Origin of the sequence: Clostridium subterminale (assembly GCF_039521425.1) — a bacterium.
GTDB lineage: Bacteria > Bacillota > Clostridia > Clostridiales > Clostridiaceae > Clostridium_J > Clostridium_J subterminale.
In genome coordinates this window covers 510,043-524,840 of the sequence record NZ_BAAACI010000001.1, presented here as the reverse complement: position 1 = coordinate 524,840, position 14,798 = coordinate 510,043, and the positions used below count along the sequence as shown (strand labels likewise).

The 14,798-nt window shown below is 29.6% G+C and carries 14 protein-coding genes and 1 riboswitch; of the genes, 11 read left to right on the top strand and 3 right to left on the bottom strand.

Annotated features, from left to right (window positions below; translation table 11 throughout):
• Nucleotides 1-8 precede the first annotated feature (8 nt).
• The 7 genes from ABDZ93_RS02685 (at nt 9) to ABDZ93_RS02655 (ending at nt 6,449) form a co-directional block, all read left to right on the top strand.
• Entirely contained in the window at nt 9-782 is a 774-nt protein-coding gene (locus ABDZ93_RS02685) for a GNAT family N-acetyltransferase (protein ID WP_343823399.1), read from the top strand.
• Nucleotides 783-965: 183 nt separating this feature from the next.
• Entirely contained in the window at nt 966-1,232 is a 267-nt protein-coding gene (locus tag ABDZ93_RS02680; RefSeq protein ID WP_343823397.1) for a hypothetical protein, read from the top strand.
• Nucleotides 1,229-1,780: a Type 1 glutamine amidotransferase-like domain-containing protein gene (locus tag ABDZ93_RS02675; protein ID WP_343823395.1), complete on the top strand. Its 552-nt coding sequence runs from the start codon at nt 1,229-1,231 to the stop codon at nt 1,778-1,780. The genes ABDZ93_RS02680 and ABDZ93_RS02675 overlap by 4 nt, the downstream gene beginning before the upstream one ends.
• Before the next feature lie 141 nt (nt 1,781-1,921).
• Nucleotides 1,922-2,557, top strand: coding sequence for an HD domain-containing protein (locus ABDZ93_RS02670; RefSeq protein WP_343823393.1), 636 nt, complete (start codon nt 1,922-1,924; stop codon nt 2,555-2,557).
• A 173-nt stretch (nt 2,558-2,730) separates the two neighbouring features.
• Nucleotides 2,731-3,420 carry a Crp/Fnr family transcriptional regulator gene (locus ABDZ93_RS02665; protein ID WP_343823391.1) on the top strand — a complete coding sequence of 230 codons (690 nt, stop codon included), beginning with the start codon at nt 2,731-2,733 and terminating at the stop codon, nt 3,418-3,420.
• A 227-nt stretch (nt 3,421-3,647) separates the two neighbouring features.
• Nucleotides 3,648-5,297 carry a hydroxylamine reductase gene (gene hcp / locus ABDZ93_RS02660; protein ID WP_343823389.1) on the top strand — a complete coding sequence of 550 codons (1,650 nt, stop codon included), beginning with the start codon at nt 3,648-3,650 and terminating at the stop codon, nt 5,295-5,297.
• Between the two features lie 258 nt (nt 5,298-5,555).
• On the top strand, nt 5,556-6,449 hold the full coding sequence (locus ABDZ93_RS02655) for an AraC family transcriptional regulator (RefSeq protein WP_343823387.1): 894 nt from the start codon (nt 5,556-5,558) through the stop codon (nt 6,447-6,449).
• A 49-nt stretch (nt 6,450-6,498) separates the two neighbouring features.
• On the opposite strand, the gene ABDZ93_RS02650 is transcribed toward ABDZ93_RS02655, so the two are convergent.
• On the bottom strand, nt 6,499-8,046 hold the full coding sequence (locus ABDZ93_RS02650; RefSeq protein ID WP_343823385.1) for an ABC-F family ATP-binding cassette domain-containing protein: 1,548 nt from the start codon (nt 8,044-8,046) through the stop codon (nt 6,499-6,501).
• 685 nt (nt 8,047-8,731) lie between these two features.
• On the opposite strand from ABDZ93_RS02650, the gene ABDZ93_RS02645 reads away from it, so the two are divergent.
• Entirely contained in the window at nt 8,732-9,325 is a 594-nt protein-coding gene (locus tag ABDZ93_RS02645) for a GNAT family N-acetyltransferase (protein ID WP_343823383.1), read from the top strand.
• A gap of 91 nt (nt 9,326-9,416) precedes the next feature.
• Here ABDZ93_RS02645 and alr read toward each other — a convergent pair whose 3' ends face one another.
• On the bottom strand, nt 9,417-10,577 hold the full coding sequence (gene alr, locus ABDZ93_RS02640; RefSeq protein WP_343823381.1) for an alanine racemase: 1,161 nt from the start codon (nt 10,575-10,577) through the stop codon (nt 9,417-9,419).
• Nucleotides 10,578-10,827: 250 nt separating this feature from the next.
• Here alr and ABDZ93_RS02635 point away from each other — a divergent pair, with 250 nt between their 5' ends.
• The gene (locus tag ABDZ93_RS02635) at nt 10,828-11,085 is read left to right on the top strand and encodes a hypothetical protein (RefSeq protein WP_343823379.1); all 258 of its coding nucleotides are present in this window, start codon (nt 10,828-10,830) and stop codon (nt 11,083-11,085) included.
• Nucleotides 11,086-11,246: 161 nt separating this feature from the next.
• On the opposite strand, the gene ABDZ93_RS02630 is transcribed toward ABDZ93_RS02635, so the two are convergent.
• On the bottom strand, nt 11,247-12,698 hold the full coding sequence (locus ABDZ93_RS02630; RefSeq protein ID WP_343823377.1) for an aminotransferase-like domain-containing protein: 1,452 nt from the start codon (nt 12,696-12,698) through the stop codon (nt 11,247-11,249).
• 224 nt (nt 12,699-12,922) lie between these two features.
• Here ABDZ93_RS02630 and ABDZ93_RS02625 point away from each other — a divergent pair, with 224 nt between their 5' ends.
• On the top strand, nt 12,923-13,528 hold the full coding sequence (locus ABDZ93_RS02625; protein ID WP_343823375.1) for a DUF445 domain-containing protein: 606 nt from the start codon (nt 12,923-12,925) through the stop codon (nt 13,526-13,528).
• A gap of 90 nt (nt 13,529-13,618) precedes the next feature.
• Nucleotides 13,619-13,663: riboswitch (PreQ1 riboswitch) on the top strand.
• Nucleotides 13,664-13,802: 139 nt separating this feature from the next.
• Complete coding sequence (locus ABDZ93_RS02620; RefSeq protein WP_343823373.1) at nt 13,803-14,783, top strand: nucleoside hydrolase; 981 nt, start codon at nt 13,803-13,805, stop codon at nt 14,781-14,783.
• Nucleotides 14,784-14,798 lie beyond the last annotated feature (15 nt).

The window sequence follows — 14,798 nt, the reverse complement described above, 5'->3', positions numbered from 1 at the left end:
TTTTTAATTTGAATTTTGAAGTTGTTTTAAGAGAAAAGTACTTAGAAAATCCCTGCTCATTTCAGCCAACGGCGTTATGGAAAACTATAAAGATGACTTCTAATTTTAAAAAGGAAATTAAAATTAATAATAATGAAGTTGTAAATCTTATTATAGAAAATGAATCTATGCTCCATACCTATTGGATTAGTAGTGAATATAGCATATATCCTAAAATTAAAGATAACTATGAAATGATGATTTTGCATGATAACTTTATTGGAAAGTTTAATAAATTAGATTTTATAGATGAGAAGTATTTTAAACTTATTCATAATCTCAAAAATATTCATAAGGAAGAATTAGATAGAAGATTTTCATTTTACACTGTGGATATACCAAGAGAAGCGGATATAGTATCAGATATAATTTGCAAATGTTATTCAGATATTAGAGTAACTCCTGAGGAAGTTTTAGATTGGACTAAAGAAGAAGTTTTTGATAATAGTCTATGGGTTTTTGTGGTGGATAATATAAAAGAAATGCCTATTGCTTTAGGTATAGCTGAGTGTGATAAAGATATAATGGAAGGTTCCTTGGAATGGATACAAGTACTCCCTCAATATAGGGGGTATGGAATAGGAGTTGCTCTTGTAAATTTTTTATTATTGATAATTAAAGAAAAATCTAAATTTGTTACTGTATCAGGAAAAGTTGATAATAAGACAAACCCGCAAAGGATGTATCGAAAATGTGGATTTCAAGGAAATGATATTTGGCATATTTTAAGAAGAAATTTATAGATAAGGCTTATTTTCAAAATTAATGAACCTTTAGCACAGGTACTTTTAAATAGCAAAATTCCTGAAACCCGCATGAACAGAACAACTATTTACATAGTTTCATAGGTAAAAAGTTAAATAGGTAAATAGGAGAATTTTTAAATAGTTATCTATGAAAAATTTTAAATAGTCAGGAGAATATTTATGTATAATATACGCTATGCTACTTTTGATGATGCAAAGGTACTAGGAGAAATTCATTCTAAGTCATGGAAAAGTGCCTATAGAGTTATTGTTCCAAATGAAATTTTAGATAATACAACTCCCAGTAAAAGAGAAATATATTTTAAGAAGGCTCTATCAGAAAAATGGGAAGAGGATGTCATTATATTTAAAGAAGATGTACCTATTGGATTAATATGTATAGGTAAATGTAGAGATGATAAGGAGGAATTAAGTGGAGAGATATGAAAAAATTGATATTAACATCTGCTGGATTTGCTAATAAAAACATTAAAGAAAAGTTTTTAGAATTAGTAAATATGCCTAATGATAAAATTAGAGTTATTTTTATTCCAACTGCTGCAATAACAGAGGATGCAAAGGTGTGGATTCCAGTGTGTAAAAATGACCTTTTAGATATTGGCATTTTAGAAGATAATATAGTTACATATGATTTAGATAGAATTATGAGTTGTGATGAAATTTGTAATTTTAATGTGATATACGTTTGCGGTGGAACTACACAACATTTATTGAACAAAATGAACGAAACTAATTTTAATATTCCATTGAAAAAATTTTTGCATAACGGAGGGGTATATGTAGGCGTAAGTGCAGGTAGTGTTGTTTTATCACAAAATTTACCTAACAATTTAGGTTATATCAATTGTACGCTCAATGTTCATGCAGAAGAAGGTACAGAATGTGGATATTTAAATAAAAGTGATTGTTCTAATATTAAATTAACGGACAGTCAAGCCATAATAATTATAGATAATGATATTGCTATAATATAGTAAAAAATCAAAAATTCGTATTTTGTGTATTATTAACAAAGCTATTAACATGTTATACACATAAAATAATATAAAAAGAAAAGAGGTGAGTTTTAGTGAGGGTTTAGTACTTACAGTACACTCTCTCACTAAAGATAAAGAATGAATAAATATTATGAAGAAGCAAGAAAATTTTTAAAGAACTATTTGTTCTCAAAAGACAACATTGATGAAGTGGAAAAGCAGTATAGATATGAGCATACCCTAAGAGTTGCCGCATTAGGGCAGCAAATTGCAGAAAAAGAAAGTTTAAATGAATTTATAGTTGTTATAGGATGTCTATTACATGATGTAGGAAAGTTTGATACAGAAATAGGAATAGATCATGGAAGAGTTTCTGCAAAAGTGGCAAGAAACTTTCTAAACACTTTAAATTTATCACAAGAAGTAATAGATGAAATATGTTATGGAATTGCAATTCATGTAGATGGGAAAGCAGATTTCGAATTTAATGGCACAATAGAATGTGAAATTATTAGTGATTGTGATAATATTGATCGATTTGATGCCTATAGGATTTTTGATGCTTTAAGATGGGACAAATTTGAAACACTAAGTAACAAAGATGGAATTACTTTATTACAAAATAGAATTAAAAGATTGCAACAACTTTTAAAAGAAAAGTTTTCTACTAAAACTAGTACAGAATATTTTCATGATAGGGTAAATATTCAAATTTCATATTATCAACAATTACTAAGGCAATATGAAAGTACATATTCCTATTTTAATCAATAGTAGATATTAAATTATTGATTAAGTTATTAATTTTAAAAATGGATTATAAAAATTTTAAGCATATGAGGAAATAATCTTTGTCTTGTAACACTTATTACAGCAATTTATAGTGCCATGTGATATTATATTGGAAAATGAAGAAATAAAGGATTAGTAAGGAATGGTGAAGTCTTATGGATGAAAAATGGATTAATCAGTTAATGACCATTGAGTTATTTAAAGATATTGAAAAAGAAGAACTTAAAAGTGTATTAAGTTGTTTAAAGTCTAGCATAAAAACCTATAAAAAAAGAGATATAATAACTATTGAAAAAGATAAATTAACTGGGATAGGAGTAGTTTTAGAGGGTGAAGTAAGCGTTAGTAAGGAAACTTTAGATGGTGATAGAGTTATGATGTCAAGAGTAAAAAGAGGAGATTTATTTGGAGAAATAGATGCTTTTTCTAAGGATGGATGGCTTTCAACTGTAGAGGCGTATACTGATTGTACTATCCTATTTTTACACCCAGATAAGATTGTAGGAGTATGTAATAAAGCGTGTCAGGGACACAAAAATCTAATACAGAACATGTTGCAAATAGTAGCTAAAAAGGCTCTTAGTTTAAATGAAAAGGTAGAAATTCTTTCATTAAAGAGTATAAGAAAGAAAATTAGCACATACTTAATTCAGCAATATAATATTAATAATAGTCTTACCTTTGATATACCTTTAAAGAGAAATGAATTAGCTGAATATATACTAGTATCTAGACCTTCCCTTTCGAGAGAATTAATAAATATGAAGGAAGAAGGAATTATAGATTTTCACAGAAGCTCCTTTCGAATAATTAATCTAAAAAGTTTAAAAGAATGTTTAGGATAAAGAGTTATTCAAGAGAGGCTTTCTCAAAATAGATTTTTCTATTTTGAGAAAGCCTCTTTTGATATATCTATATTGTGATTATAGATTTAAAATCTATAAATAATCATAAAATTTACAAATATCTAACAATGGTATCCTGGGATACCGAAATTAAGCGTAAAATTACATATTATATTAATATAGATTAAAAAAGCCAATTAAAACAAAATTTTAAAGGAGGTTTTTAAATGGGGATGTTTTGTTATCAATGTCAAGAAACTGCAAAAGGTACAGGCTGTACAATAAGAGGTGTATGTGGAAAGACAGAGAAGGTTGCTAACTTACAAGATTTAATGATTTATGCATTGAAGGGAATTGCTATTTTTCAGCAAAAAGGATTAGAGAAAGGTATAAGATTTCCTAAAGCTAATCATTTTATAGTAAGTGGATTATTTATGACTATTACAAATGCTAATTTTGATGATTCTGCATTTGTTGAAAAAATAAAGGAAGCTATAGAACTTAGAGAAGAAGTTAAGAAAGATTTATTAGATAAAGGAATAAGTTTAGGAGAATTACATGATGCTGCTACTTTTGTAGTAGAAGGTGATTTAGAACTTTTAGAAAAATCAAAGGCTATTGAAGTTGGAATATTAGCTACTGAAAATGAAGATGTACGTTCTCTTAGAGAATTAATTATTTATGGTGTAAAAGGTATGGCAGCCTATGCTGAACATGCATTAAATTTAGGAAAAGAAAATGAAGAAGTTTATGATTTTATGGTAAAGGCATTAGTAGCTACATTAGATAATACATTAAGTGCAGATGAACTAGTTGCACTTACTTTAGAAACAGGAAAATTTGGTGTGGATACTATGGCAATGCTTGATGCTGCTAATACGGGGGCTTATGGAAGTCCAGAAATAACCGAAGTAAACATAGGTGTTAGAAATAACCCTGCTATATTGATATCAGGACATGATTTAAAGGATTTAGAAGAGCTTTTAGAACAAACAAAAGATACAGGAGTAGATGTTTATACTCATGGTGAAATGTTACCTGCTCACTATTATCCGTTCTTTAAGAAATATTCTAATTTTGTAGGTAACTATGGTAATGCTTGGTGGAAACAAAATGAAGAATTTGAACCTTTTAATGGTCCAATACTGTTTACAACAAATTGTATAGTACCACCAAAGGAAAGTTATGCAGATAGAGTTTATACTACAGGTGCTACTGGATATCCAGGATTTAAATATATTAAAGATAGAGAAGAGGGAAAAGCTAAAGACTTTAGTGAAATTATAGAACATGCTAAAAAATTACCATCACCTAAAGAAATTGAAAATGGTAAAATTGTAGGCGGTTTTGCTCATGCACAAGTATTTGCTTTAGCAGATAAGGTAGTAGAAGCTGTTAAATCTGGTGCTATTAAGAAGTTCTTTGTTATGGCTGGTTGTGATGGAAGAATGAAATCAAGAAATTATTATACAGAGTTTGCAGAAAAATTACCAAAAGATACAGTAATATTAACTGCAGGATGTGCTAAATATCGTTATAATAAATTAAATCTTGGCGATATAGGTGGAATTCCAAGGGTTTTAGATGCAGGACAGTGTAATGATTCTTACTCATTAGCTGTAATAGCTTTAAAACTAAAAGAAATATTTGAACTAAATGATGTAAATGAACTTCCTATAGCTTATAACATAGCTTGGTATGAACAGAAAGCTGTAATAGTACTTCTAGCATTACTTTATTTAGGAGTAAAAAATATTCATCTAGGACCAACACTTCCAGGATTCTTATCACCAAATGTAGCAAAAGTATTAGTAGAGAATTTTGGAATAGCAGGAATAGGAACTGTGGATGAAGATTTAGAAATGTTTTTAGGATAATATATGCCCCTAATTTACCCCTAATATATTTATCCTTAACATATAAATATTTCAGTGAAAATAAGGGTATTGACTTTATATATTAAGTTAATACCCTTATTTTTGTATATAAATTAATCTATATAAGTGAAATAATGATGTAGAAATATATTCTAGTGTAATATATAATTTAAGTTAAATAATCTTGCAGAAGAGGACAAGAACTGCAAGGCTCAATGTAATATAACTTGATATACTTTTATTAAAGGAGGGATAGATATGGAACTTTTAGACAAAATGAATAGAGCCATTGAATATATTGAAACTAATCTAACAAATAAAATTGACTATGAGAAAGTAGCTAATGAAATTGGGTATTCAGTGCATCACTTTCAAAGAATGTTTTCTTTTATTACTGATATTTCAATGGTAGAGTATGTTAGACGTAGAAGGATGACTATGGCAGCTTTTGAACTGCAAAATAGCTCTATGAAGGTTATCGATATTGCACTAAAGTATGGGTATGAATCACCAGAAGCTTTTACTCGCGCATTTCAGAATTTGCATGGTATTACTCCTACAATAGCAAGAAATAAGGGAATTAGTCTAAAGGCATATCCACGTATATCCTTTCAAATTTCAATTAAAGGAGTAAGTGAAATGAAGTATAGGATTGAAAGAAGAGAAGCTTTTCAAGTTTATGGCATTGAAAGAATATTTGACATGAATTATGATGAGAATTTAAGAGAGATACCAAAGTTTTGGGATGAGGTATTAAGTAATGGGGAATGTGACAAATTAGCTGAATCTACAGGTAACTTAAATAATCAAGGGGAGTTATGTCCAGTAAATGCAATATGTGATTATAGGAAAACTGGTGGAACTACTTTCCCATATATGATATGTGCTTTAAAGAATGATAAAAGTGATACAACAGGTTATAAAATAGTAGAGATTCCCTCAGCTACTTGGGCAATTTTTACTTCAGAGGAATATGGAATTGAGAATATTAGTACTGCTTTTCAAGATTTAAATAAGAGAGCACATACTGAATGGTTACCTACATCAACTTATAAAAAGTTAGAAGGCTATGATTTAGAAATGTATTATGAAAAAGATAATGGCAAAGGCTACTGTGAATCTTGGATTAGAGTAGAACCTAAAGCAGAATAGAGATATATAAATAAGGAGCAGCTATAAATATATAACTGCTCCTTATGAATTAAGCTAAAAGCTCCTCCATATTCCAAACATGAGTTGCTAAATCTTTATAGAAATCAACTTCATGGCAAACTAAAAGGAGAGTACCCTTAAAATCAATAAGAGCTTTTTTTAGTTCAGCCTTAGAGATAGCGTCTAAGTGGTTAGTTGGCTCATCAAGTAATAGCCAATTTGTTGGAGTTAAGGTAAGTTTGCAAAGTCTCACCTTGGATTGTTCTCCACCACTTAAAGTTTTTAGTTTTTGGTTCATATGCTCATTTTTAATACCACAGCGACCAAGGGCTGCTCTTATTTCACTTTGAGATTTTTGAGGAAAGGAATCCCATACTTCCTCAAGGGGAGTACGATCTGAGCCATGAACCTGCTGCTCAAAGTAAGCAGGGTACAGATAATCTCCAAATTTTATGTCACCATTTATTGGAGGGATTACTCCCATTATGGTCTTTAAGAAGGTGGATTTACCTATACCGTTACAACCTGTAATGGCAATTTTATCACCTCTTTTTAAAGTAAGATCAAGATTTTTTATAAGTGGATAGCTATAACCAATATCTAGATTAGAGCTTTTCATTATAAGGGAAGCTGAGGTTCTTGTAAAATTAAAGGAAAAACTAGGCGTAGGTGAAATTATTTTTGGTTTTTCTAGTTTTTCAATTTTATCAAGAGCCTTTTGTCTACCCTTAGCCATTTTTGCAGTGGAAGCACGAACTTTATTTTTATCAATAAAGTTCTGAAGCTTTTGAATTTCCTTTTGCTGAGCAGTATACTCAGCTATATATCTTTTTCTTTCCTCGTCTTGTAGCTTTAAGAAGTTATCATAATTTCCTATATATCTTTTTATAGTAGAAAACTCTAGATTAAAGATTACATTTGTAATTTTATTTAAAAAGCTAGTGTCATGGGATATGACTACAAATGCATTTTTATAATCCTGTAGGTATTTAGATAACCATTCTATATGCTCTTTATCTAGATAGTTAGTAGGCTCATCTAAAAGTAATATATCAGGAGCTTCAAGTAGTAGCTTTGCTAGCATAACCTTAGTTTTCTGACCTCCGCTTAGATTTTTGAAGGGAGTATCCATACCAAGGGTAGTTATACCAAGTCCCTTAGACATAGTTTCAATATGCTTTTCAATATTATAGAATTCACTGGAGTCTAGTCTATCTTGAAGATGGCCTAACTTATTAATTAACTTATCATAGCCATTCATATCTCCAATAGCTAATTCATCACTTATAAATAAAATCTTTTCTTCTAATTCGTAAAGATTTTTAAAGGCTTCCTTTAATATTTCTTTTATAGTCAAGTTTTCATTTATATCGGAATTTTGTTTAAGATATCCAATCTTACATGAGGAAGCCTTGGAAAAGCTACCTTCGTCACAGATTAATTTTTCAGTTAAAATATTAAATAGGGTAGTCTTACCAGAACCATTAACTCCGACAAGACCAGCATGTTCGCCATTTAATAATCTAAAGGACATATTTTTAAAAATAGTTTTATCTCCAAAACTAAAGCTTATATTTTCAATATTTAATATACTCATGTCTATATACCTCCGTAAAATAAAAAAGGAAAGAGGCTTTGCTCTTTCCTTAAATTTCATATAAATTAATGCAATGAAAATTATATTCTAAATCATAGTAGTGTAAAAAGTTAGCTCACTTATTAGCTATATCAAAATAATAGTATAGTGATACTAATTTAAATCTTGTATGATTTAGAGTATGAAAAAAGAGTCTTATCCTATAAAAGGCAATTCTATTCAAATGTTTAGGTAAAAAAGGGCGCAGTTATCCCGTTATTAGCCTAAAACACTTACAAGAACTACCATTTTACACAATTCGACTCGACCTCTTTCTTTGCATTAATTTATTTTAAATATAATAATATTTAATATATTTATTATTACATATATACATAAATATTATACCATAGTAGCTGAAAAAGTAAATACAGTAATAAAGTTACTTTTGATTTTAAACATACTCCTTATACTAATGCTAGTAAAGAGTTTGTAAGTGAGAGATAAAGTAGGTAGCAGATCTTATGGATAATACTTATTGTAAGCATTAATAAGTACTAATAGGACAATTGTATAAATTAGTAAGAATTCAATAATAGCATAAAAGTACGAAATACTGCGGATCTAAAGCCTTAATTAATTTCCCTAATCATAATATAATAGGATTAAGAAATTTAAATGAAAATTTCATGAAAGAGGGATAATTATGAAAAACTTAACATTAAGAGATGCAACGGAGGTGGATGCCCCCATTATCGCTGGTCTTATATATGATACTGAGGAAATTCCAGATCATGTTTGGGGCCAGGGTACTAAAGAGGAGATTTTAAATAGGATTCAATGGTTAGTATTAAGTAAGGAATCTAGATATTCCTATTTAAATATAAAGGTAGCAGAATTAAATGAAAATACCTGTGGAGCTATAATTCTTTTGAACAGTGAAGAAATATCTGATTTAGATATAAAAACTAGTTTTAAGTTACTTCATATGATAAAAGGAATTAAAGGAAAAGTAAAATTTATAAAGGACCTTATTTTAGGAATGTACTTAAAAGAGGGTGGAGATAGAGAACTGTATATAGCAAATTTAGCTACGACTAAAGAAGTTAGAGGTCTTGGAATAGGAAAAGAGCTAATGAAGCTAGCAGAAAGGGTAGCTAAAGAAGAAGGATATAAAGGGTGTTCACTGTTAGCTAAGGATGAGAAGGTAAGAAAGTTCTACGAAAATTTAGACTATAAATTTGAAAAAGAAGAAAAGTATTTTTCTCAATATTTATATAGAATGGTAAAAATGGTTTAATGTAGTGTCTATAAATTATAAGGACTATAAAGGTCCATGATATATACCTAAGAAAAAAGTCTTGTCATTTAGAAGTGACAAGACTTTTTTCTTATATGTTATTTCTAACTTTAACTATTTCTTTATTTTTAATATATACTCTAGGAATTCTGGATTTAATTCTGCAAAGAATTTCGTAGTTGATTGTTCCTAAAGCTTCTGCCATATCATCAGCATTAAATTTTAAATTTCCTTCTTCGCCTAAAATAATAACTTCATCGCCAGTTTTTACATTTTCTATGTCTGTTACATCAATCATACACTGATCCATACAAATTCTACCTAGAATTCTAGCAAATTTACCATTTACAATTATTTTAGCATCTTCACCTAAATCTCTAGGATAACCATCTCCATAACCTATAGGTAGTGTAGCTACAATAGTTTTTTTATTAGTTTTAAAAGTTTTACCATAACTTATATACATATCCTTATCTAATTCTTTTACATGGGATATCTTCGCTTTCAAAGTTAGAGCTGGTTTTATTGAAAGGTTATCCTTAGAAACTTCATTAGAAGGATAATAACCATAAAGTATAATACCTGGTCTCACACCATTTAAATAAGTTTTAGGCATATCTATAATTGCGCCACTGTTAGAAATATGTTTTAATGGAATGTCAATGCCAAGAGATTCTAAATCAGCCATAACCTTTGTGAATTTTAAAAGCTGCTCATTAGCATAGGATTTTTCTTCTTCATCAGAGGTAGAGAAGTGAGAAAAGATTCCAATTATATCTAAACCATCTAAATTATAAATTTCATTTATAATTTTAACAGTATGGTCACAAGGGAGAAATCCGATTCTGCCCATACCAGTGTCTATGGCGATGTGAATTTTAGCTTTTTTATTAAGATTTAAGGCTATTTTTGATAATTCTTTTGCATAGTCTAAATCATATACTGTTTGCTCGATATCATAACTTATTAGATCTTCTCCTAAGTATAAAGGAGTATATCCTAAGATTACTATGGGAGCGTTGATATTATTTTCTCTAAGCTCTATGCCTTCTGTTAGCATTGCTACAGCAAGTCTAGATGCACCATTTTCTAGAAGGGTAGGAACAACATCTATAGCTCCATGGCCATAGCAATCTGCTTTAACGATGGCAATGAGTTCTTTATCTCCAATTAATTTTTTTATATTTTTTGTGTTATGTGCTATTGCGTCTAAATTTATTTCAGACCATACAGGTCTCATTACCTTTTCCATTGTACACCTCGTAATTTCTTTCATTATTTCTAGTAAGCCATTTTAGTTATATTTATGAAGAATTTACTTCGTTATATCAAGTGAAACTTACCTTATACTAATATTTTATTATTTATATAATAAATCACAAGAACCAGTAAGGGAAGGATTTATAGGTGAGGTGGTTCAGGTATTATAATTGCGTTACATAAAAACATAAATATGTTAAAATATAGATGTGAATTATTAAGATGAGGAGGTGAAAATTATTATGGATTATGGATTAATAATTATTCTTTTAGCTACTATAATTTACTACGCATTTCAATATAAAAAAGATAAAAAAGCTATCAACTTATTCTTTATATTTCTTTTTACAGGACTTATGTTGTATGGTACAAAATATCCTATAGTCAGTCATTTACAACAGTCGCATCAGAAAATATTGGGCATACTCTTTGGAGTATTTGCATTAGTTTTATTATTTATAGGATATAGAAATAATATAAAGAATAAGATCCATAAATAAACTAAATAAATTGCGAATTAAGAATACTTGATAATACTAATGAAAGTTTGCTTAGTTAAGAAAAAGGACGAATAAGTTCTATTATATAAAAATAAGTAATTCTTATGATTATAAATAGGTTATAAGTCCTTTTATAGATTTGTATTTTAGAAGCACTGCAATTATAATTTAGTTAACTGTTTAATATTATTACCAATTATTTTTATACCTCTTTTTATATCATCATCACTTACTCTACCAAAGCCTATTCTAAAGGAGTCTTGCCCCTTACTATTTTCATAAAAAATATCCCCAGGCATAAAGAGCACATTATCCCTATAACACATATCTAGCAACTGTCTTGCATCCATATTATTTTTAAGCTTAATAAATATATGAAGTCCGCCTTCTCCAGTCACATATTCATAGGGAATATACTTATTCACCATTTCCATAACCAGGTTATACTTATCTCTATAGTATTTTCGTACATTTTTTACATATCTATTGAAGGCCCCACTTTTTAGATAATAGTAAAATGAGGCTTGATCTAGAAAAGAAGAGTGAATTGTTCTACCTCTTTTTACGCTTTCTAAAACATCTATTAACTCTTTGCTAGCTAGAATCCATCCAATTCTAAGGCCTGGAAAGAGTATTTTAGAAAGACTACCTATATAAATTACACTGTTACCTTTACCACTTAAAGATGCTATGGGATCTATAGGAGAACTAGAGTAGAGAAGCTCTTCGTTAAATCCATCTTCAATGATAGGAACAGAATATTTTCTAAAAATAGTATAAATCTCTTTTCTACGTTTAGTTTTAGTTAGAATACCAGTAGGATTATTATAAGAAGGAATTATATACCCAAATTTAGGCTTATGCTTTTTAAGCTTTATTTCTAAATCCCTTAAATCCATACCTTCCTCATCCACTTTTATTTGAACAGCTTCAACTTCATGGGCTTTCATAATTTTTAAAGCTGTATTATGGGTAGGTTCTTCGCAAAGGATTATATCTCCTTTTTTAGTTAAGGAACCTATAATAATATCAAAGGCTTCAGTAAAACCGTTAGTGATCAATATATCTTTACCTTCAGTATTAACACTTTTTTCCTTCATATATTGAAAAAAATACTGGATTAAAGGGGCATATCCTTTAGCATATCCATAGTTTAACAGGTTTTCTTCTTCATAGGTCCAAGCATCTAAAAGAGCTCTTTTAAAGTCATCTTTGTTAAAAAGACTAGGTTCAGGAGCAATAGATTTAAAGGAAATCATATTCTTCTTGTAGGGAAGCTCACTTTTGATAATATCTAGGTCTCTAAGGGTACTAGCATAATTGTTAATCATACTCATAAGATCTACATTATATTCTTCACAGGTATTCTTACTTTCCATTAGAATGAAAGTACCAACACCTCTTTTAGTAGCTATTATACCTTTGCTTTCTAATTCTTCATAGGTAGCAATGACAGAATTTCTACTTATATTTAAAAGTTTACTAGCCTCTCTGGTCGAAGGTAGCTTGCTATCTTTTTTTAGTTCGCCTTTTTTAATTCCATCAATGATATGTCTTTCTAGTTGAAGATAAATAGGTTCATCCTTATTTATAATAAGCGTAGAAAATATCAATGTTAACACCACCTATTCTGTTAATTTTCAACTTATAAATAATATTATAAGAAAATATGGTAAAAATATATAAGTTTATTTTGGTAAATTTAAAAAAATTTAAAAATTTAATAATGTCATCTCTTAAAGATAGTTTATTAGAAAAATAAGTTAGTTTCAATAGAAAAATAAGAGCAAGTGATGTAGAATGTTAATAGAAATTTTATGACACTTAGGAGGAAATCATGAACAGTTTAGTTGTAGTAGTATTATTAGCATTAGTAGGAGGAGTCATTGGTTGGGTAACTAATATATTGGCCATAAAACTGATGTTTAGACCAATAAATCCAATCAAAATTCCAATAATAAATTTTGAAATAGTAGGGTTAATTCCCAAGAGGAAAAATGAAATAGCCCAAAATATTGGGGAAGTTGTTGCAAAGGAATTATTATCAATTGACGATATAATTAATAGTGCCATTACAGAAGATGATAAGATTATATTTAGTCAGTTAGTTAAAAATAAAATAAGAACTTTAGTGGCAGGAAAGATGGATTTTGTGCCAGTACCCTTTAGAATGATGGTACAAGGGCCCATTGATAACATTATAGAGGAAGAAGTTGATGGGGCCTTAAAGGAAATAGAGGGTGAAGTCATTGACCATATTAAGAATAGAGTAGATATTGAAAAACTAGTGGCAGAAAAAATAAATGACTTGGATTTACAAGAGCTTGAGCGAATAATTGTAAGTGTAGCAAAAAAGGAATTAAAACATATCGAGGTTCTAGGATTTATCCTAGGAGCTGCAATTGGTGTAGTTCAAGGATTGGTCGTTATGTTGATTAAATAAGGGTACACATAATTATGGACAAGAAGTTGATATAAAGTATAAAATGTGATATGTTAATTAAAGAATTTAATAAAAAATCCACAGAGTTCTGTGGGAGAGGTTCGTAACCATCCCTCTATAAAAAACTAGGGAATAAGACTTATATGGTCGTACTATACCCTTAGTACGACCTTTTTTAGGTTGTATTTTTTATGCCTCGGGATGGATCCCAAGGCATTTTTTATTTTAGGCTTTATTTATTATACGTACTTTGATTAAGAAAGGAAGGGAAAATATGGATAAGAGAAAAGTAATAATAGATTGTGATCCAGGAATTGATGATTCATTGGCTATAATCCTTGCACTAAAATCAGAGGAGCTAGAAGTGAAGGGCATAACTATAGTATCAGGGAATGTTCATGGAAAAAAAGGGGCAGAAAATGCATTAAAGATACTTAAGGAGCTAAATAGGTTAGATATACCAGTGTATCTTGGGGAATGTGATCCTATAGAAAGAGAACTGATTACTGCAGAAGATACCCATGGAAGTGATGGACTTGGAAAAAGTTTTTTACCAAGGGTAGAGGAGGTAACCTATAAAGAAGGTGCAGTAGATTTTATTCTGGATGAGTTAAAATCAGAGGATATCACAGTTATCGCACTAGGACCTTTAACTAATATAGCAAAAGCTTTAGAAAGAGATTGTGTAGGCATAAGAAAAATGAAGGAACTGGTTCTTATGGGAGGTACCTTTAAGAGTTTTGGGAATTGCTCTCAAGTAGCAGAGTTTAATTTCTGGGTTGACCCTCATGGTGTAGAAAAAGTCTTTAAGGAATTAAAAAGGAAGATTACAATGGTTGGATTAGATGTTACTAGACAATGTGTTTTAACTCCAAATTATATAGAGATGATAAGGCAGTTTAATGAGCCCCTTGGAGAGCTAATTGTAAAGATAACTAAATTTTATGTGGATTTTCATTGGAACCAAGAAAGAACATTAGGGTGTGTAATTAATGATCCACTAGCAGTAGCATATTTTATTAATTCGGAATTATGCTCTGGAAAAGAATATTTTGTGGATGTAGTTACAGAAGGAAAAGCCATAGGAATGACACTGGTGGATGAAGGGAACTTTTATAGAGAAAAACCAAATTGTTTAGTGTTATCGGAAGTAAATTCAAAGAGTTTTATGGAAATGTTTCTAACAAGAATTTTTCCAAACCACAAAGAGGATATCATATCAGTTTTAAATAATTCTAAATACGGATTAAATTAAGAATAGGTAGGTTAA

Coding starts and splice junctions, on each gene's coding strand:
- ABDZ93_RS02655 (WP_343823387.1), top strand. CDS start 5,556: ATGGAACTTTTAGACAAAATGAATAGAGCCATTGAATATATTGAAACT.
- ABDZ93_RS02680 (WP_343823397.1), top strand. CDS start 966: ATGTATAATATACGCTATGCTACTTTTGATGATGCAAAGGTACTAGGA.
- ABDZ93_RS02620 (WP_343823373.1), top strand. CDS start 13,803: ATGGATAAGAGAAAAGTAATAATAGATTGTGATCCAGGAATTGATGAT.
- ABDZ93_RS02645 (WP_343823383.1), top strand. CDS start 8,732: ATGAAAAACTTAACATTAAGAGATGCAACGGAGGTGGATGCCCCCATT.
- ABDZ93_RS02670 (WP_343823393.1), top strand. CDS start 1,922: ATGAATAAATATTATGAAGAAGCAAGAAAATTTTTAAAGAACTATTTG.
- alr (WP_343823381.1), bottom strand. CDS start 10,577: ATGGAAAAGGTAATGAGACCTGTATGGTCTGAAATAAATTTAGACGCA.
- hcp (WP_343823389.1), top strand. CDS start 3,648: ATGGGGATGTTTTGTTATCAATGTCAAGAAACTGCAAAAGGTACAGGC.
- ABDZ93_RS02665 (WP_343823391.1), top strand. CDS start 2,731: ATGGATGAAAAATGGATTAATCAGTTAATGACCATTGAGTTATTTAAA.
- ABDZ93_RS02675 (WP_343823395.1), top strand. CDS start 1,229: ATGAAAAAATTGATATTAACATCTGCTGGATTTGCTAATAAAAACATT.
- ABDZ93_RS02650 (WP_343823385.1), bottom strand. CDS start 8,046: ATGAGTATATTAAATATTGAAAATATAAGCTTTAGTTTTGGAGATAAA.
- ABDZ93_RS02635 (WP_343823379.1), top strand. CDS start 10,828: ATGGATTATGGATTAATAATTATTCTTTTAGCTACTATAATTTACTAC.
- ABDZ93_RS02625 (WP_343823375.1), top strand. CDS start 12,923: ATGAACAGTTTAGTTGTAGTAGTATTATTAGCATTAGTAGGAGGAGTC.